Here is a 17536-nt window from a genome sequence, read left to right as displayed (position 1 = left end):
GAGTGCCGCTTCGGCATCCCCGGCACTAAGGGGCAGCCGTGAAAACGCGAACAAGCACAACGACCGGTTCTGCCGGTTCCAGCAAGCCCGGCACCGACGGCCCGGTGGCTGACTCCCTGCTCAAGCTCGGCCGTTTTCTGCGCCGCGGGGAAACCAGCGAAGACCTGCGCACCGTGTTCAAAAACGGCGGCCGCGGCGCCGACACGTTCTACCGCGACCGCTGGACCCACGACAAAGAGGTGCGCAGCACCCACGGCGTGAACTGCACCGGCAGCTGCTCCTGGAAGGTGTACGTCAAGGACGGCATCATCACCTGGGAAACCCAGCAGACCGACTACCCCAGTGTCGGCCCGGACAGCCCGGAATATGAGCCGCGCGGCTGCCCCCGTGGCGCCGCCTTCAGCTGGTACACCTACTCGCCCACCCGGGTGCGTTACCCCTACGTGCGCGGCGTGCTGCTGAACCTCTACCGCGAAGCGAAGGCCCGCCTGGGCGACCCGGTCGACGCGTGGGCTGAGATCACCGGCAACCCTGAAACTGCCCGCCAGTACAAAAGCGCCCGCGGCCAGGGTGGCCTGGTGCGCGCCAGCTGGGACGAAGCCGCCGAGATCGTCGCCGCCGCCCACGTGCACACCATCAAGAAGTTCGGTCCAGACCGGGTCGTTGGCTTCAGCCCGATTCCGGCCATGTCGATCGTGTCGCAGGGTGTCGGCAACCGATTCATCTCGCTGCTCGGCGGTACCATGCTCTCGTTCTACGACTGGTACGCCGACCTGCCGGTCGCCAGCCCGCAGGTGTTCGGCGACCAAACCGACGTGCCCGAATCGGCCGACTGGTGGAACTCCAGCTACCTCATCATGTGGGGCAGCAACGTTCCCGTCACCCGCACCCCCGACGCCCATTTCATGGTCGAGGCCCGCTATCGCGGCCAGAAGGTCATCACCGTCTCACCCGACTACGCTGACAACTCCAAGTTCGCCGACGAGTGGCTCGCCGTGCACCCCGGCACCGACGGCGCCCTCGCGCTCGCGATGGGCCACGTCATTCTGAAAGAATTTCTGGTTGACCGCCGCACCCCGCGCTTCGTCGAATACCTGAAGAAGTTCAGCGACTCGGCCTACCTGATTGCGCTCACCCCGCGGCAAGACGCCTGGGTTCCCGGCAAATTTCTGACGGCCGACGCGCTGCCCGGCACCGACGCATCCGTTTCGAGTGCGGCGTTTAAGACGGTCATGCTCGACGAGAACGCCGAACCGTTCGTGCCGAACGGGTCGATTGGCCACCGGTTCAGCGAGGCCGACAAGGGCAAGTGGAACCTCGACCTGGAGGGCCGCGACCCGCTGCTCTCCATAGCGGATGCCCCCGACTACGACGGTGCCACCGTTGCGATCGACCTGCCCCGCTTCGACGTGACCCCGGATGCGAGCCACGATAGCGCCGGAGAGCAGCATGCCGGAGCGGCCGGCATCGTGCGCCGCGGCGTGCCGGTGCGCCTCGTCGCCGGTGTGCTCGTGACCACCGTGTTCGACTTGCTGCTCGCCCAGTACGGCGTCGGCCGTCCGGGTCTACCAGGCGTTTGGCCCACCGGCTACGATGACGCCTCAACCCCGGGCACCCCGGCCTGGCAGGAGGAAATCACCTCGGTGCCGTGGCAGGCCGCCGCGCGCATCGGCCGGGAGTTCGCGCAGAACGCGGAGGACTCCGAGGGGCGCTCCATGATTCTGATGGGCGCCGGAACCAACCACTGGTTCCACTCCGACACCATCTACCGCGCCTTTCTCGCCCTGACCACCATGACCGGCTGCCAGGGCGTCAACGGCGGCGGCTGGGCCCACTATGTGGGCCAGGAAAAGGTACGCCCGCTCACCGGTTACGGCCAGTACGCCTTCGGCCTGGACTGGGTGCGTCCGCCGCGCCAGATGATTGGCACCGGTTTCTTCTACCTCGCCACCGACCAGTGGCGCTACGACGGACTGAGCGCCGATACCCTCGCGAGCCCACTCGGCGTCGGCACCTTTGCCGGCCGCACCACCGCCGACTGCCTGGTCGAATCGGCTAAGCGTGGCTGGATGCCGAGCTACCCGACCTTCAACCGCAACTCCCTCGACCTCGTCGACGATGCCGCCACCGCGGGCCAGGAGCCCGCCGAATATGTCGTCGATTCCCTAAAGGACGGCTCGCTCGAGTTCTCCTGTGAGGACCCCGACGCGCCAGAGAACTTTCCGCGGGTGCTCGTGGTGTGGCGGGCAAACGTGCTCGGTTCCTCGGGCAAGGGCAACGAATATTTTCTCAAGCACCTGCTCGGGGCGCCGTCCGCCGTGCGCGCCGTCGAATCGATGCCGGCTCGCCGCCCGACGACCATGAAATGGCACGAGAGCGCCCCGGAAGGCAAGCTCGACCTGCTCGTCACGAGCGACTTCCGCATGACGAGCACCACGATTTACAGCGATGTCGTGTTGCCGCCGGCCACCTGGTATGAGAAAAACGATCTGTCGACGACGGATATGCATCCGTTCATTCACTCCTTCAATCCGGCGATCGCCCCGCCGTGGCAGGCCAAGACCGACTTCGATATCTTTCACGTGCTCGCCGCGAAGATCTCGGAGATGTCGGTGAAGCACCTCGGGGTGCGCAAAGACCTCGTCGCCGCGCCGCTTTCACACGACACCCCCGACGCCATGGCGACCCCACACGGCACCGTGCGCAATGACCAGCCGCTCATTCCCGGGGTGACGATGCCCAAGCTGGTGGTGGTGGAACGCGACTACCCGGCCTTCGCCGCACAACTCGGTGCGCTCGGGCCGCTCACCGAAAAGCTCGGCATGGTCACCAAGGGGGTGAAATTCAACCCCGACGTTGAGGTTGACTACCTCGGCAAGAAGAACGGCCTGGTGCAAAGCGGCCCGGCTGCCGGTCGGCCCCGGCTGTCAACGGCCATTCACGCCTGCGAGATGGTGCTCGCCCTGTCGGGTACCACCAACGGACGCCTCGGCACCCAGGGTTTTCGGCAGCTCGAGGAACGCACCGGCGTCAAGCTCGCCCAGCTGGCCAGCGACAATGAGGGCCGCCGCTTCTCCTACCCGGATGTGCAGGGCGCGCCGGTTCCGGTGCTCACCTCCCCGGAATGGTCGGGCTCAGAGCATGGCGGTCGGCGTTACAGCGCCTTCACCATCAACGTTGAGCATCTGAAGCCCTGGCACACCCTCACCGGTCGCCAGCACTTCTACCTCGACCACGACTGGATGATCGAGCTCGGCGAGCAACTGCCCATCTTTCGGCCGCCGCTTGACATGCACCGCCTGTTCGACGACTCGATCGTCGGCGCGACGACCTCCACCGGAGCGCCCGGCTCTGAGGGTCACGCCGAGGTAGCGGTGCGCTACCTCACCCCGCACTCGAAATGGTCGATCCACTCCGAGTACCAGGACAACCTGCTCATGCTCTCGCTCTCCCGCGGCGGGCCGACCATCTGGATGAGCCCGCAGGACGCCGACAAGATCGGGGTGCGCGACAACGAGTGGATCGAGTCGTACAACCGCAACGGCGTCGTCGTGGCGCGGGCCATCGTGTCGCACCGCATGCCGGAGGGCACGGTGTACATGTATCACGCTAAGGACCGCACCATCAACGTGCCGGTCGCTGAAACCAGCGGCATGCGTGGCGGCACCAACAACTCGCTCACCCGCATCCTCTTGAAACCGTCTCACCTGATCGGCGGCTACGCCCAGCTGTCCTTCGCCTTCAACTACCTCGGCCCGACCGGGAACCAACGCGACGAGGTCACCGTGATTCGTCGTCGCAGCCAGAAAGTGGACTACTAATGCGTGTCATGGCCCAGATGTCGATGATCATGAATCTCGACAAGTGCATCGGATGTCACACCTGCTCGGTTACCTGCAAGCAGGTGTGGACCAACCGCACCGGCGTGGAATACGCCTGGTTCAACAACGTGGAGACCCGGCCCGGTATCGGCTACCCGCGCGAATATGAGAACCAGGAGAAGTGGAAGGGCGGTTGGGTGCGCAATAAGCGCGGCCGGCTGCAGCTGAAGGCCGGCGGGCGCCTGAAAAAGCTCTCGCAGATCTTCAACAATCCCAACCTGCCGCAGATCGACGACTACTACGAGCCGTGGACCTACGACTACGACATGCTCACCACGGCACCGGCCGGTACGCAAAGCCCGGTCGCTCGCCCGAAGTCGCTGCTGACCGGCGAGAACATGGACATCAAGTGGTCGGGCAACTGGGATGACAATCTCGGCGGCTCGCAGGAGACCGCAGCGCAGGACCCGATTCTCGCGACCATGAGCGAGCACGTGAAGATGGAGTTCGAAGAGACCTTCATGTTTTACCTGCCGCGCATCTGCGAGCACTGCCTGAACCCCGCCTGCGTTGCCGCCTGCCCCTCCGGAGCCATGTACAAGCGCGAAGAAGACGGCATCGTGCTCGTTGACGAAGACGGATGCCGCGGCTGGCGCATGTGCGTCTCCGCCTGCCCCTATAAGAAGGTGTACTTCAACCACAAAACGGGCAAAGCCGAGAAGTGCACGCTCTGCTACCCGTTGATCGAGCAGGGCAAGCCCACCATCTGCTCCGAAACCTGCGTGGGGCGCCTGCGTTACCTTGGCCTCATGCTGTACGACGCCGATGCCGTACTCGCCGCAGCCTCGATTGAAAACGATCAGGACCTGCTTGACGCCCAGCGTGCCTGCTTTCTCGACCCGTTCGACCCCGAGGTCATCGCCGCAGCCAAGGCCGAGGGTATGGCCGATGACTGGATCGAAGCCGCCCAGAACAGCCCCATCTACAAGCTCATCTCCGAGTACGAGATTGCGCTGCCGCTGCACCCGGAATACCGCACCATGCCCATGGTCTGGTACATCCCCCCGCTCTCACCCGTCGTCGACGTTGTCAGCAACTCGGGCAGCGACGGGGAAGACGCCCGCACCCTGTTCGCCGCTATCGACAAGCTGCGCATTCCGGTGGAATACCTCGCCGGGCTGTTCTCGGCCGGCGACGTGGTTCCGGTGGAGTTGTCGCTGCGCAAGCTCGCCGCGATGCGCGCCTACATGCGCGACATCAACCTCGGCAACGAGCCAGACGAGCGCATTCCAAACGCGGTCGGCATGACCGGGGAAAGCATCCAGGCCATGTACCGGCTGCTGGCCATTGCCAAGTATGAAGATCGCTACGTTATTCCCAAGGCCCACGTGGAGACCGCGCGCGAGCTCGAAGAACTCGGTTGCTCGCTCGACACCGATGGCGGCCCCGGCATGGGCGGCCCGGGCGCAGCGGGCCACTCCGGCCCCTTCGGCAACACCGTTGGAATGCCGCTCGGCGCCACGGTCGACAACTACAACGAGATGACCGGCCGTTCCAGCGCAACGGCACCGACCACTCCGGGCCGGGTCAATCTGCTCAATTGGAACGGTGGCGGCGTTCCGAAGGGCATGTTCCCACCGGTAGCGGATGCCGGGAGCCCCGCGTGAAAACCGGCACGGTTTTGCCCGCCCTTGCCGCCCGCATGAACTTTGGTTTTCGAGCACCGAAGGTGGCTCCGCGGGCCATCGCGGCTGTTCCGCTCACGCCCGAGCAGGGAGTGATCGCGCACATGGCGGCGTCCATTCTGCTCGACTACCCGACGCCACAGCGACGGGCGCAATTCGCGCTGGTGGAGGAATCCGTTCACGATCTGCCCGGTGATTTACACCGGAGCTTCGAGGCCTTCTTTGCCGCGGTGAACCCACGCAGCCAGCAGCAACTGGAAACGCATTTCACCGCCACCTTTGACCTGAAACGCAAGTGCTGCCCGTACCTCACCTACTATGCGGCGGGCGATACCCGTCGTCGCGGTATGGCGCTCGTGCGATTCGTCGAGGCCTACCGGGCGGCCGGCTGGCAGGTTGACGCCGACGAACTGCCCGATTACCTGCCGATGGTGCTGGAGTTTTCGGCGCTGTCGGACTCCCCGATCGCGCAGGAACTGCTCGCCGCGCACCGCGATGGCATCGAGGTGCTGCGCTCGGCGCTCGAGAAGTTTGAGAGCCCCTACGCCCACCTCGTGGAGGCGGTGTGCCTCTCGCTGCCGGTGATCGACGACGAGACGCGCGAACGCTACCTCAACCTGGTCAATGAGGGGCCGCCGACCGAGACGGTCGGCATGACGTACCTCGGCAACCTGAAGCCGTTTTCCGCGAGTTCGAATGAGGTGCGAGCATGACCGCCTGGGATTACCTGCTCTGGGTCGCCTTCCCCTACGCCGCCTCCGGCGTGTTCGTGGTCGGTCACCTGCTGCGCTACCGCTACGACCAGTTCGGTTGGACGTCGCGGTCAAGCCAGACCTACGAGAACCGGCTGCTGCGCTGGGGTTCGCCGATGTTCCACTACGGCATTCTCATGGTGATCGGCGGGCATATCGTTGGCCTGTTCATTCCCAAGCCATGGCTGGAATTCTTCGGGGTGACCGAGCACCTGTACCACCTCGGTGCCACCTGGCTGGGCAGTTTCGCGGCCGTGCTGACCGTGGCCGGGCTCGCCATTTTGATCTACCGGCGGCGGCTGACCAAGCGGGTGCTGCTCGTTACGACCGTGATGGACAAGGTCATGTACGTGTTCCTGGCCGGCACCATCGCCTTCGGCACGACCGCGACGGTGCTGTACCAAATCTTTGGCGGCGGCTATGACTACCGCGGGTCGATCTCGCCATGGATTCGCTCGCTCTACAGCCTGCAGCCCGATCCTTCACTCATGAGTGATGTGCCGTTCTTCTTTCAACTCCACGTGCTCACCGCCACGACGCTCTTCTTGCTCTGGCCGTTCACCCGCCTGGTGCACGTGTTTTCGGCGCCGCTTGGCTACCTCGTGCGCCCCTACGTGGTCTACCGCTCACGGGACAACCCTCGCGGCGCCGGGTCGCGGGCCCCGCGTCGCGGTTGGGAAAAGAGCGAGCGGCCGCTCGAACGGTCGAGAAAGTAGTTCACATGGTGCGCATCAAGCGGGCATATGAGGCCGCATCCGGTGATGACGGATGCCGGGTGCTGGTTGATCGGCTCTGGCCACGCGGCGTCTCCAAGGAGCGCGCCGACCTCGACGAATGGCTGAAGGATGTGGCACCGTCGCCCGCGTTGCGCACCTGGTGGAACCACGACCCCGAGCGCCTGGAGGAATTCGCGCTGCGTTATCGCGCCGAACTCGATGCCAATACCGAGGCGGTTGCGGCGTTGCGGGCGCTCGTCGCCCGCGGCGTCACGACTTTGGTCTACGGCGCCAAGGACCCGCAGGTGAACCACGCCCGGGTACTGGCGGAGTATCTCGAGCAAAACGGCTAGACCTGCTCGAGGGGGACCGACTCGTCGGCCAGGCGCGCGGAATCGACCCGGTCGCCGCGGCGAATCAGAGCCTGCACGGCGTCGTTGACGTCCCAAACGTTCAGGTTCATGCCCGCGACCACCCGGCCGTCGTTCAGCCAGAACACCACGAATTCCCGGCTCGTGCGGTCACCGCGGTAGACCAGCTCGGCGCCGCTGGTGAGCGGTCCAAAACCGGAATACTCCATGCCGAGATCGAACTGGTCGGTGTAGAAATACGGGATGGCGTCGAACGAGACGTCCTGGCCGAGCATCGCGCGTGCCGCGACCGGCCCGCCGTTCAGGGCGTTCGCCCAGTGCTCGCTACGCAGGCGCAGTTTCACGAGCGGATGCTGCGCATTGGCCACATCGCCCGCCGCGAAAACGTGCGGGTCGCTCGTTGCGAGGTGTGCGTCGACCAAAATTCCGTTGTCGACGTCGAGCCCGGCTTTCTCGGCGAGTTCCACGTTCGGAACCGCGCCGATCCCCACCAGCACGAGGTCGGCGGGCACAATTTCGCCGCCGGCGAGCATTACCCCGGTCACCTGGCCGCTGAGACCGACGAGGCTCTCGACCGTCACGGACCGGCGCACGGTCACCCCGTGCTCCTCGTGCACCGTTGCGAACAGGGCGCCGAGTTCGGGGCCGAGCGCCGCAGCGAGCGGCACGGCGCCGCGTTCGAGAACGGTGACGTCGTTACCGAGGGTTCTGGCCGTCGCTGCTACTTCCAGGCCGATCCAGCCCGAACCCACGACGACGAGCCTTTTGCCGCCGTCGGCCAGCAGGGACTGCAGCACCTCGGAGTCGTCGATGGTGCGCAGGTAGTGCACCCCGGCCAGGGTGGCCCCCGGCACGGTCAGTCGACGAGGCCGAGAGCCGGTGGTCAACAGCAGCCGGTCGTAGCGGCGTGATCCGCCATTATCCGTGCCGATCCGACGGTCCTCAAGGTCGAGGCTGACCGCTCGCGTGCCGGGGTGAAACTGCACGTCGCAGTCGGTGTACCAGGTCTTGCTTTCAACGAAAACCGAAGCCCGGTCGGCGCTGCCGGCGAGATAGTCCTTCGAGAGCGGCGGGCGAATATAGGGAAGATGCTCTTCGGCGCCGATGAGGTGAATCTCTCCCCGGAAGCCCTCATCGCGCAGGGTGCGGGCCGCGCTCGCGCCCGCGAGCGATGCCCCCACAATCACGAAAGTCTGTTGGTCGGCCATGGCGTGGTCCTCCCTCGAAAGCGTGCTCTGACTGTACGAGGGTTTGCCCGTTTGGGCGAGGGGCGGTTTTCGGGGCCTGGGCCGGCATCCGCTTGGCGCGGCTGCAGGTTCCCGCTGGACGGATGCCCCGCCCGGGTCGAGCGGGCGGGCTCAGCTCGGCGAGACCACCGTATCGCAGCGCCAGCAGGGAGCAGGCAGCTCGCCGGAGACGTAGGCGCCGCACTCCGGGCAGACCTGTTCGAGCCAGCAGACCGGGTCGCCGCCGATGGATTCCTGTGGGGTCATAGTTTCAGTATGGCCCCCGGGCAGAAAAAACCCGAGGACCCCCGCTGGAGGAGAGGGGGCCTCGGGTGGGAGGAGGGCGTCAGCTCGGGTTGGGCGCGCCGGGCCTGGCGTAGTAGAACCAGGCCAGGCCGGTGCAGATCACGCAGAATACCGAGCAGCCGATGAAGAACGTCGTCGGGCTCATGGCGGTGAGGGCCATGCCCACGATGAACGGTCCGAAGGCGGCGATCGCGGCGGTCCAGCCGATCGCGCCGCCGGCCTGCCGCTTGGGAAAGATCATCGGCATCTGTTTGAACGTTCCGGCGTTGGCCAGGCCGGAGAAGAAGAAGATGATGATCATGCCGGTGAGAAAGCCGGAGAACTCATTTACGCTCGTCGGGGTGAGGAAGAACACCGTGACCAGGGTGCCGACGGCCATACCCGCGCCGCCGATGAACGTGAAGATGGCGCCGCCGAACCGGTCGCAGAACGGGCCGGAGGCCGCGCGCACCAGGGCGCCGACGACGGGGCCGATGAAGGCGAAGGCAAGCGGGTTGGGCGCGTCGGGAAAGTCGCCGTAGACGTTGAGGATGATCAGACCCATCTGCGCGGCCAGGCCGCTGAACGCGCCGAAGCTCATCAGGTAGATGGCGGTCATGATCCAGGTGTGCTTGACCTTGAAAATATCCATCTGCTGGCGAAAATTCGCTTTGATCGGTACTTTGCGCAGAAAGATCAGTGCCAGGGCGACCGCGAGCAGCACCCAGGGGATGAGCACGAGGCCGCCGTTGTGCAGCCAGACCAGTTCACCGTTCGAGTCGCTCTCCGGGGTGAGTACCGCGGTGCCGAGCAGGCCGAAGCCGACGACCCAGGGGGTGAGCAGCTGGATCAGTCCGATGCCGAAGTTGCCGAGGCCGGCCTGCAGGCCGAGCGCGGTTCCGGCGAGGCGCTTGGGAAAGAAATAGCTGGTCGAGGCCATGAAACCAGAGAAGCTGCCGCCGCCGATGCCCGCGGCGAACGAGAGGGAGAGGAGCACCCAGTAGGGGGTGGAGACGTCCCGGGCGACCAGGGTCCAGCCGATCATCGGCAGCAGTAGCAGAGCGCTGGAGAGGGCTACGAGAATGCGGGTGCCGAGAATCGGAGGTAAGAACATGAACACAAGACGCAGCAGGCCGCCGGCGAGGCCGGGCAGCGCGACGAGCCAGTACAGCTGGCCGATGCTGAGGTCGAAGCCGATGTCATTGAGTCGCGGCGCGATCGCGCTGACCAGGTACCACGCGGCGAAACCGAGGGTCATGCTGAAAGTCGTGATCCACAACGTGCGCCAGGCGAGGTGCGAATCCCAGGTTTCGTCGTGTTCCGGATCCCAGTTGGAGAGGTCCGGCTTCAGCGTGGACGTGACACGTGGGGGGGAGACGGTTGGCATGGGCTTCCTCGGTTGTTCGGTCGGGCGTGTGGCCCGTTGTGATAGCCAGCTTGTTCGCTTATGCATCGAGGTGCATCGCGCAAACACCGTGACAAATGATTCCAACGAAAGCGGATACCGGTGGCCGGCCCTCTGCGCTCTTCGGTCGCGCGCATTCGATGTTCGAGCTCGCCGCGATCAACGTCGACTGGTTGATCGTGTCCAGGGTCGCCGGCATCCGCTGCAATCGGAGCGCTTTCGCTGCGTCGGGGTACTGTGGAACGGTGAAAACTCAGCTCAAGCTAGGGGCCGAACTCGGGGCCGTCGTGATCACCGTGTCTGATCGCTGTTCGCGCGGCGAACGCGAGGATCGGTCGGGCCCCGCCGCCGTCGATGCGCTCCTGGAGGTCGGCATCCCGGCTGGTCCGCCGCGCGTGGTGCCCGACGGAATCGAGAGTGTGGCCGGGGCCATCTCGGCGGCGCTCGGCGACGGTGCCCGCCTCGTCGTGACGACCGGCGGCACCGGTGTGTCTTCGCGGGACCTCACCCCGGAGGGAACGGTGACCGTGCTGCACACCCTGCTGCCCGGCATTGCCGAGCGGATGCGCGCCGTCAGCGTCGCGACCATTCCAACCGCCATGCTCTCCCGCGGCATCGCCGGCATTGCCGATTCGGTGGGCAATAACGGTGCCCTGGTGGTGAACCTGCCGGGCTCGGTTGGCGCCGTGAACGACGGTGTGGGTATTCTCGCACTGCTCGTGCGGCACGTCATCGACCAGCTCGACGGCGGCGACCACTGATGGCTGCCGGCTTCGCGCTGGTCACCGAGTCAACGCTCGATGTCGGCGAACACGTTTCGGCCGTGTCCAATGCGACGCACGGCGCCGTTGTGACGTTCATCGGGCAGGTGCGCGACCACGATCCCGATGCCACGGGCCGCGTCACGGGCCTCGACTACAGTGCGCATCCCGACGCGGGGCGCATTATCGGTGAGATCGCCGACCGGGTGCGGGGGCAGCATCCGCTCGTGGTGTTGGCGGTCAGCCACCGCATCGGGCATCTCGACGTGGGCGACCTTGCGCTCGTCGCCGCGGTCGCGAGCGGGCATCGCGGCGACGCTTTTGCGGCCTGCGAGAGCCTGGTCGAGGCCGTCAAGGCCGAGGTTCCGATCTGGAAGAAGCAATACGAGGTTGACGGAACGCATGCCTGGGTCGGTCTGTAACTTTTTACCGGGGTTAGCCGCCGGCGAAGGGCGGGAGTACATCCACCGTATCGGTGGGAGTGAGCGTGACCGCGTCATCGCTCGCGCGGGCGCCGTTCACGAGTAGGGAACACAGTTTGAGCACGCGCACGAACTCGCTGCCGTAGCGCTCGCCGAGCTCGGTGCGCAGTTCACCGATCGTGCCAGCGTCAAGGGTGGCTGTCTCGGCGTGCGCGGCTTCGGCAGCGCCGGCGAAGAATCGCAGGGTCGCCATCAGAGCTTCTCGGGCGCCCAGTCGCGGGCAAGTTCGCTCGCGACGGCGCAGGCGGCTTCGATATCGGCGCCGGTTCCGCCGTTCTTCGCGGCGGCCAGGCCGATCAGAAAGGTGCTGAGCGGCGCGGCCGGGCGGGCTACGTTGTGGGCGACGTCACGGGCCACATCGAGCAGGTCGCCCACCGGCACGTCTGCCGGGTCGAGCTGGAGCCGATCGGCGAGGGCCGTGAGCCAGTCGTCGAGCGCTTCGGGAGGTAACGGTGCAGAGCTCATTCGGGGTCACTCCTCGGGTCGGGTTGATGAGCACCGGTCAGGCGTGCGATGCTGCTCTCAACATCCTGCCACGTGTCCACGTCAGTACCGGCGTCGGATTGGTCCAGCAGTCCGTCCAGGTTCAGCCCCGCGAGCAGCTCGCGCATGCTGGCACCGTTGACCTTGTTGCCGAGACGAGCCACGGCCGCGCGCAGGGCGGACGCCCGGTAGATCGCGGCGAGCCATTGCGCGTGGCCGGTGTCGTCGACGAGGTGTACCCCATCCGCATCGAGAGTGGATGCCGCCTGCACGAGCAGGCGGGCAGCATCCGCTCCCCAAGGAAGGTCGCAGGCGAGCACGAGCACCCAGCCGTCGGTTGTCTTTTCGTGCGGTTCGTTGCCTGCGTGGGTATCGAGTGCAGCGAGGCCCGCGGCCAGGCCGGCCACGGGGCCGCCGAACGGCGGGTCTTCGAGGGCCCAGATGAGTGGTGGGAACGCGCGAACCTGGCTCTGGGCCGGCACCGGCACCGACACCGGCGCGGACACCGGCGCGGACACCGGCACCGACACCGACACCGACACCGGCGCGGACACCGGCACCGACACCGGCGCGGTCGCGGCGGGCTGGGCGGCGGGGGGACCGACTACGACCGCGTTCCGGGCGAATCCACGGGCATCGAGCACTCGGGACAGCAAAGTGCGCCCGGCTACCTCGACCGCCGGTTTGAGGGCACCACCGAGCCGACTGCCGCGGCCGCCCGCGAGCACGATGAGGTCGACCGGCAGCATCCGCTTAGCTGTTCTCGCGTAGCCAGTCGCCGCTTTTGCCGCCACTCTTGGCGAGCAGGCGCACGTTCTCGATCGTGACGGACTTGTCGAGGCCCTTGACCATGTCGACGACGGCGAGGGCGGCGACCGAGACGGCCGTGAACGCCTCCATTTCGACGCCGGTGCGGTCGGCGGTGCGCACGGTGGCGGTGATGCTGACGCGGTCGTCCTCCACAACGAGGTCGACGACAGCGCCGTGCACCCCGATCACGTGGGCGAGGGGGAGCAGGTCGGCGGTCTTCTTGGCGCCCTGGATGCCGGCAATGCGGGCCACGGCAAGCACGTCGCCCTTGGGCGCGGTGCCGTCGCGGAGGGCCGCGATCACTCTCGGGCCGCAGCGCACGAAGCCGGCGGCGGTGGCGCTGCGCACGGTGGGAACCTTGTTGGTCACGTCGACCATGCGGGCCTGTCCGGCCGGGTCGAGGTGGGTGAACAGCTGGGCGGGCACGGCCGCGCCGGTCGTGTCGGTGGTGTGCGTCATGATGTCAGCATGACAGTGATGCGGTCGCCGCCGCGAATGTGACTCGTGTCTTCGGGCACGATGGCGAGCCCGTTGGCCTGGGCCAGGCCGGCGACGAGGTGCGAACCCGACCCCCCGCGGGAGGCCGGGCGCACTTTCCAGAGCGTTCGGTCGCCGGTGCCTTCGGTGTCGGTCGTCACGATGACGGGCATGTACTGGGCGCGTCCTGGCGGAGACTTCCAGCCGTCGGCGACGGTTGCCGTGATCGTTTCGCGGTGCAGGTTGGGCTGGCCAAGCAGAGCCTGCACCGCGGGGCGCACGAAGACTTCGAACGAGACGTAGGCGCTGACCGGATTGCCGGGCAGGGCGAAGATGAGTGGTCCTGGCACGTCTCCGGTGGCGGGCCACCGTCCGAATCCCTGCGGCTTGCCTGGTTGCATCTTGACGGGTCCGAAACCGACGGTACCGAGCGGTTTCAGCACGGCTTTGACCACGTCGTAGGCTCCGACGCTCACGCCGCCAGAGAGCACGATCACATCGACCGTGCCGGCCAGCTCGGCCAACAGGGTGCGCAGCACATCATCGTCGTCGGGCACGGCGCCGATGCGCACGGGAATGCCACCGGCCTCGGCAACGGCTGCCGCCAGCAGAAAGGAGTTCGAGTCGGGAATCTGGCCGCGACGGGTCGGGCTGCCCGGTGTTACGAGTTCGCTTCCGGTTGAGATGACGGCCACGCGCGGAGCGGGGTGCACGAGAACCGTGCTGGTTCCGGCGCTCGCCGCTGCGGCGACGCGGGCAGGCCAGAGCACGCTGCCGGCGGCGAGCACCCGGTCGCCGGCGCGGGCGTCCTCGCCGGCTCGGCGCACATGCGCGGCGGCATCGGGGGCTTGGGTAATCGTGACCAGCTCGGTGCCCTGGTCGGTGTCCTCGATTGGCACGACGGCATCCGCTCCATCAGGAATCGGCGCGCCGGTCATGATGCGCGCCACCTGCCCGGGCACCAGAGTTGGGTTCTCGGCGGTGCCGGCGGCGAGGTCGGCGACAACGGGCAGCGTGATCGGGTTGCTAACGGATGCACCGAGCAGGTCCGCGCGGATGACGGCGTAACCGTCCATTGCGGAGTTGTCGAAGGGAGGCGTGTCGGTCACGGTGAGCACGTCTTCGGCCAGCACGAGTCCGCGGGCTGCGTCGAGCTCGACGTGCACGGGCGGTAGGGGAGCGACGCTGCCCAGCACGAACGCGAGTTGCTCGGCGACGGTGCGGGCGGATGCGGCGGGGGCGCAGGCATCCGCCCGCTCGGTGTGCGTATGCCCGGGGGTGTGTTCGGTGTCGGTCACCGGTCAGACCAGGCTGTCGGACTGTTCGGCGCTGCCGGCGTCATCGCGCGCCGACGCGTGCCGCCCGGTCGCGGCGGTTTCGGGCGAAGCCCAGCGGCTGCCGAATCCGGGGGCCCGCCCGGCCGTGACGAGGTCATCCCAGGCGAGGATCCCGCCGGTGAGTACCGAAACGTCGGTGAAGCCGGCCTCGCGCAGCGCGTTCGCGGCCCGGGCAGCGCGGCCACCGGCGTGGCAGTGCACGATCAGAGGGGTGTCTTCCGGCAGCGCGGCGCGGCCGGTCGAAGAGAGCACGCCATCGGTCAACAGCTCGCCGAGGGGTAACAGCCGGGCGGTTGGAATCGAGCTCTCGGCGAATTCGCTGGGCTCACGCACGTCCACGACAAGAAAACTGTCGGTGCCGGCGTTCTGGGCGGCGAGGCGGTCGACGAGTTCAACGCTCGAGACTTCGGGGGTGCCGGCCCGGCAAGCCTGCGCCGCTTCGGCGGCGAGCTCGGCAGCGGTCGGCTCGGCGGCAATACCCGTTCCGAGCAACGGAAGCTCGCTGAATCGGCCCGACAGCGCATCGATCACGAGCACCCGCCCGATCAGCGGCGAGCCGATTCCGGTGATGAGCTTGATGGTTTCGGTCGCCATGAGCGATCCGACCTGGCCGCAGAGCGCGCCAAGCACACCGGCGTCGGCGCAGTTGGGCACCTCGCCCTCGGCCGGCGGGGTCGGAAATAGATCGCGCAGGTGCACTCCGGTGATGCCGGAACCCGCGGGAGGCGTGGCCCAGAACACCGACAGCTGGGCGTCGAAGCGCAAAACGGATGCCCACACCAGCGGCAGCCCGAGACGCGCGCAGGTGTCATTGACGAGAAAACGGGTGGGAAAGTTGTCGGTGCCGTCGATGACCACGTCGTAACCACCGAGGATCTCGGCCGCGTTACTCGCGACCAGGCGTTCGGCGTGCCGCACGACGCGCGTTTCCGGAGCGATCTCGGCGATGCGCTCGGCGGCGCTGTCTACCTTCGGGCGGCCGACATCCGCTTGGCCGTGCACGATCTGGCGTTGCAGGTTACTCGGTTCCACGTCGTCGCCGTCGACGATTCCGATGGTGCCGACCCCGGCCGCGGCGAGGTAGAGCAGAGCAGGGGAACCGAGACCGCCGGCGCCGAGCACGAGCACCCGGGCGTTGGCGAGGCGGCGTTGGCCGAGCTCGTTGAGCTGGGGGAGGCGACGTTGGCGGGCGGTGCGCACGGATTCAGATGCACTGAGTCGATCGACGGGCTCAACAAGGGGAGAAATGGCCATGCCTTAACGCTAGGCGCTAGGCGGGCCGTCGGCCACCCATCCGCTCGACGGCGCATAACTCCTGCAATTTCTAGCTGCCGGCAGAGCGATGCCCCTGTTTCAGGCATAGTCGCTGACCGGCGCAAGCAATTTGCAGGAGTTATGCGAGTGGGTCGGCTGTCTCGGTGCCTAATTCAGGAAATCACCCGGCGGTCGGCCCCGCGAAGAGGGGCGATCGGTCATCCGGACGCCGATTTTCTGTATGAGCCACGGGTGGTCGTGAAGACTGAAACCGAGTCAGGCAGGCATAACCGCAGATGCGGTGCTATTGTCCCGTTTATGACGCAATATCGTATTAGCGAGGCCGCCGAGCTGCTCGGCGTCAGCGACGACACGGTGCGACGCTGGGTCGACGGTGGCCGTCTCGCGGCCGATGCCGACGCATCCGGTCGCCTGGTGGTTGACGGCGCCGCGCTCGCCGCTTTCGCGGTGGAGCAGGCGAGTACCCCGGCCGACCCGTCGAGCGTAGGCCGCAGCGCCCGCAATCGCTTTGTCGGCATTGTCACCGCCATCACCATGGACACGGTCATGGCTCAGGTCGAATTGCAGTGCGGCCCGCACCGCGTCGTCTCGCTTATGTCGAGCGAGGCCGTGCGCGAACTCGGCCTCGAGATCGGCTCGCTCAGCGTTGCCGTCATCAAGGCCACCAACGTGATCGTCGAAACTCCCGGGCGGATGCCATGAATCGCTCTGCGAAGACCCACCCGCCTCGGCCCACCCTGTTGCCCAAACGGTTGCGCAATCGATTCGCACTGACCGCGACCGCGGCCGCGGGCCTCGTGCTACTTGCCGCGTGCACTACCCCGAACGCCACAATCGCTCGAACGGATGCAGGGAGCCCTGATGCCAAGGGCCCGCAAACCCTCACCATCTATGCCGCAGCCTCGCTGTCGGGCGTCTTTGACAAGTTGGCCGCCCAGTTGGAAGCCGACAACTCGTCAATCACCGTCGAGACCAATTACGACGGCTCGTCGACCCTGGTGACCCAGATCACCGAGGGCGCCCCGGCCGACGTTTTCGCCAGCGCCGACACCAATAATATGGATGCCCTCACCACCGCCGGCCTCGTCGGCCCGGCCACGCTCTTCGCCTCGAACACTCTGCGCATCGCCGTCGCTCCCGGCAATCCGCTCGGCATCACAACTCTGGAAGACCTCGCCCGCCCCGACGTGCTCAGCGTGCTGTGCGCGCCCCAGGTGCCGTGTGGGGCGGCATCCGCTACGTTGCTGAGCAACGCGGACATCACGCTGTCGCCGGCCAGCGAAGAACAGAATGTCACGGCCGTCGTGACCAAGGTGGCCGAAGGCATAGCGGATGCCGGCCTCGTCTACTCCACCGACATTGCCGCGAACCCCGACCGCCTTGAGGGCATCACTCCCGAAGGGGCAGCGGATGTCGTGGGTCACTACCCGATCGCCGTCGTCGCGGGCAGCGCCCATGCCGAGGTCGCCCAGGCCTTCATCGACCTCGTGCTCTCAGAAAAGGGCCAGGCAATCCTCGCCGAGGCCGGGTTTCTCGCCCCGTGAGCGCTCATTCCTCATTGACCTGTGAGTATTGGTCGGCGACATGTGATTTTGGGATCATAAACAGGCTGAATTCGGATCGAAACTCACATGTCGGTGGCCGCACCCG

Annotated in this window: 18 protein-coding genes; 9 read left to right on the top strand and 9 right to left on the bottom strand. The window is 66.6% G+C overall.

Features of this window, described 5'->3' with window-relative positions:
* Window positions 1-38: 38 nt before the first annotated feature.
* The 5 genes from QMK31_RS09660 to QMK31_RS09640 are packed head-to-tail and all read left to right on the top strand — an operon-like array spanning window position 39 to window position 7327.
* Window positions 39-3821, top strand: a complete 3783-nt coding sequence (locus QMK31_RS09660) for a nitrate reductase subunit alpha (RefSeq protein WP_283500738.1) — start codon at window positions 39-41, stop codon at window positions 3819-3821.
* Window positions 3821-5488: a nitrate reductase subunit beta gene (gene narH, locus QMK31_RS09655; protein WP_283500737.1), complete on the top strand. Its 1668-nt coding sequence runs from the start codon at window positions 3821-3823 to the stop codon at window positions 5486-5488. Before QMK31_RS09660 ends, narH begins: the two co-directional genes overlap by 1 nt.
* Window positions 5485-6219: a nitrate reductase molybdenum cofactor assembly chaperone gene (gene narJ, locus QMK31_RS09650; RefSeq protein WP_283500736.1), complete on the top strand. Its 735-nt coding sequence runs from the start codon at window positions 5485-5487 to the stop codon at window positions 6217-6219. The genes narH and narJ overlap by 4 nt, the downstream gene beginning before the upstream one ends.
* On the top strand, window positions 6216-6974 hold the full coding sequence (narI, locus tag QMK31_RS09645) for a respiratory nitrate reductase subunit gamma (protein WP_283500735.1): 759 nt from the start codon (window positions 6216-6218) through the stop codon (window positions 6972-6974). Before narJ ends, narI begins: the two co-directional genes overlap by 4 nt.
* 5 nt (window positions 6975-6979) lie before the next feature.
* The gene (locus QMK31_RS09640) at window positions 6980-7327 is read left to right on the top strand and encodes a DUF488 domain-containing protein (RefSeq protein ID WP_283500734.1); all 348 of its coding nucleotides are present in this window, start codon (window positions 6980-6982) and stop codon (window positions 7325-7327) included.
* Here the strand turns inward: QMK31_RS09640 and QMK31_RS09635 are convergent.
* The 3 genes from QMK31_RS09635 to QMK31_RS09625 all read right to left on the bottom strand — a co-directional run bounded on the left by QMK31_RS09635 (window position 7324) and on the right by QMK31_RS09625 (window position 10243).
* Window positions 7324-8553, bottom strand: coding sequence for an NAD(P)/FAD-dependent oxidoreductase (locus QMK31_RS09635; RefSeq protein WP_283500733.1), 1230 nt, complete (start codon window positions 8551-8553; stop codon window positions 7324-7326). The two genes, QMK31_RS09640 and QMK31_RS09635, sit on opposite strands and share 4 nt — an antisense overlap.
* Before the next feature lie 150 nt (window positions 8554-8703).
* Window positions 8704-8838, bottom strand: coding sequence for a hypothetical protein (locus tag QMK31_RS09630; protein WP_283500732.1), 135 nt, complete (start codon window positions 8836-8838; stop codon window positions 8704-8706).
* 79 nt (window positions 8839-8917) lie between these two features.
* Window positions 8918-10243, bottom strand: a complete 1326-nt coding sequence (locus tag QMK31_RS09625) for an MFS transporter (protein ID WP_283500731.1) — start codon at window positions 10241-10243, stop codon at window positions 8918-8920.
* A 95-nt stretch (window positions 10244-10338) separates the two neighbouring features.
* Between QMK31_RS09625 and QMK31_RS09620 the strand changes: the two genes are divergently transcribed.
* Window positions 10339-11022, top strand: coding sequence for a MogA/MoaB family molybdenum cofactor biosynthesis protein (locus tag QMK31_RS09620; protein ID WP_349361554.1), 684 nt, complete (start codon window positions 10339-10341; stop codon window positions 11020-11022).
* Window positions 11022-11444 (top strand): molybdenum cofactor biosynthesis protein MoaE, encoded by a 423-nt coding sequence (locus tag QMK31_RS09615; protein ID WP_283500730.1) that lies wholly within the window; start codon window positions 11022-11024, stop codon window positions 11442-11444. Before QMK31_RS09620 ends, QMK31_RS09615 begins: the two co-directional genes overlap by 1 nt.
* Window positions 11445-11457: 13 nt before the next feature.
* Here the strand turns inward: QMK31_RS09615 and QMK31_RS09610 are convergent, their stop codons facing one another.
* From QMK31_RS09610 to QMK31_RS09585, 6 genes are read right to left on the bottom strand one after another with little or no spacing between them, the layout of a single operon-like run.
* Window positions 11458-11697, bottom strand: coding sequence for a MoaD/ThiS family protein (locus tag QMK31_RS09610; protein ID WP_283500729.1), 240 nt, complete (start codon window positions 11695-11697; stop codon window positions 11458-11460).
* Entirely contained in the window at window positions 11697-11969 is a 273-nt protein-coding gene (locus tag QMK31_RS09605; protein ID WP_104083227.1) for a DUF6457 domain-containing protein, read from the bottom strand. The genes QMK31_RS09610 and QMK31_RS09605 overlap by 1 nt, the downstream gene beginning before the upstream one ends.
* Window positions 11966-12736 carry a molybdenum cofactor guanylyltransferase gene (gene mobA / locus QMK31_RS09600; protein WP_283500728.1) on the bottom strand — a complete coding sequence of 257 codons (771 nt, stop codon included), beginning with the start codon at window positions 12734-12736 and terminating at the stop codon, window positions 11966-11968. The genes QMK31_RS09605 and mobA overlap by 4 nt, the downstream gene beginning before the upstream one ends.
* Before the next feature lie 4 nt (window positions 12737-12740).
* The gene (gene moaC / locus QMK31_RS09595) at window positions 12741-13256 is read right to left on the bottom strand and encodes a cyclic pyranopterin monophosphate synthase MoaC (RefSeq protein WP_283500727.1); all 516 of its coding nucleotides are present in this window, start codon (window positions 13254-13256) and stop codon (window positions 12741-12743) included.
* The gene (locus QMK31_RS09590; protein WP_283500726.1) at window positions 13253-14572 is read right to left on the bottom strand and encodes a molybdopterin molybdotransferase MoeA; all 1320 of its coding nucleotides are present in this window, start codon (window positions 14570-14572) and stop codon (window positions 13253-13255) included. Before QMK31_RS09590 ends, moaC begins: the two co-directional genes overlap by 4 nt.
* Window positions 14573-14575: 3 nt before the next feature.
* Complete coding sequence (locus QMK31_RS09585; protein ID WP_283500725.1) at window positions 14576-15865, bottom strand: ThiF family adenylyltransferase; 1290 nt, start codon at window positions 15863-15865, stop codon at window positions 14576-14578.
* 318 nt (window positions 15866-16183) lie between these two features.
* On the opposite strand from QMK31_RS09585, the gene QMK31_RS09580 reads away from it, so the two are divergent.
* Window positions 16184-16588 (top strand): TOBE domain-containing protein, encoded by a 405-nt coding sequence (locus QMK31_RS09580; protein ID WP_283500724.1) that lies wholly within the window; start codon window positions 16184-16186, stop codon window positions 16586-16588.
* Window positions 16585-17430 (top strand): molybdate ABC transporter substrate-binding protein, encoded by an 846-nt coding sequence (gene modA / locus QMK31_RS09575; RefSeq protein WP_283500723.1) that lies wholly within the window; start codon window positions 16585-16587, stop codon window positions 17428-17430. The genes QMK31_RS09580 and modA overlap by 4 nt, the downstream gene beginning before the upstream one ends.
* The last annotated feature ends 106 nt before the right edge of the window (window positions 17431-17536 follow it).

The sequence above is a fragment of the Cryobacterium sp. PH31-O1 genome (genome assembly GCF_030063455.1).
Classification (GTDB): Bacteria; Actinomycetota; Actinomycetes; order Actinomycetales; family Microbacteriaceae; genus Cryobacterium.
Note: the sequence above shows the minus strand (reverse complement) of the source record. Positions and strands in the feature narration are given on the sequence as shown.

Bases quoted from the DNA above. Each gene is read 5' to 3' on its own strand.
- narH (WP_283500737.1), top strand. From the start codon at position 3,821: ATGCGTGTCATGGCCCAGATGTCGATGATCATGAATCTCGACAAGTGC.
- moaC (WP_283500727.1), bottom strand. From the start codon at position 13,256: ATGACGCACACCACCGACACGACCGGCGCGGCCGTGCCCGCCCAGCTG.
- QMK31_RS09640 (WP_283500734.1), top strand. From the start codon at position 6,980: ATGGTGCGCATCAAGCGGGCATATGAGGCCGCATCCGGTGATGACGGA.
- QMK31_RS09625 (WP_283500731.1), bottom strand. From the start codon at position 10,243: ATGCCAACCGTCTCCCCCCCACGTGTCACGTCCACGCTGAAGCCGGAC.
- QMK31_RS09610 (WP_283500729.1), bottom strand. From the start codon at position 11,697: ATGGCGACCCTGCGATTCTTCGCCGGCGCTGCCGAAGCCGCGCACGCC.
- QMK31_RS09620 (WP_349361554.1), top strand. From the start codon at position 10,339: ATGATTCCAACGAAAGCGGATACCGGTGGCCGGCCCTCTGCGCTCTTC.
- QMK31_RS09580 (WP_283500724.1), top strand. From the start codon at position 16,184: ATGACGCAATATCGTATTAGCGAGGCCGCCGAGCTGCTCGGCGTCAGC.
- QMK31_RS09630 (WP_283500732.1), bottom strand. From the start codon at position 8,838: ATGACCCCACAGGAATCCATCGGCGGCGACCCGGTCTGCTGGCTCGAA.
- QMK31_RS09615 (WP_283500730.1), top strand. From the start codon at position 11,022: ATGGCTGCCGGCTTCGCGCTGGTCACCGAGTCAACGCTCGATGTCGGC.
- QMK31_RS09585 (WP_283500725.1), bottom strand. From the start codon at position 15,865: ATGGCCATTTCTCCCCTTGTTGAGCCCGTCGATCGACTCAGTGCATCT.
- QMK31_RS09635 (WP_283500733.1), bottom strand. From the start codon at position 8,553: ATGGCCGACCAACAGACTTTCGTGATTGTGGGGGCATCGCTCGCGGGC.
- modA (WP_283500723.1), top strand. From the start codon at position 16,585: ATGAATCGCTCTGCGAAGACCCACCCGCCTCGGCCCACCCTGTTGCCC.
- mobA (WP_283500728.1), bottom strand. From the start codon at position 12,736: ATGCTGCCGGTCGACCTCATCGTGCTCGCGGGCGGCCGCGGCAGTCGG.
- QMK31_RS09605 (WP_104083227.1), bottom strand. From the start codon at position 11,969: ATGAGCTCTGCACCGTTACCTCCCGAAGCGCTCGACGACTGGCTCACG.
- narI (WP_283500735.1), top strand. From the start codon at position 6,216: ATGACCGCCTGGGATTACCTGCTCTGGGTCGCCTTCCCCTACGCCGCC.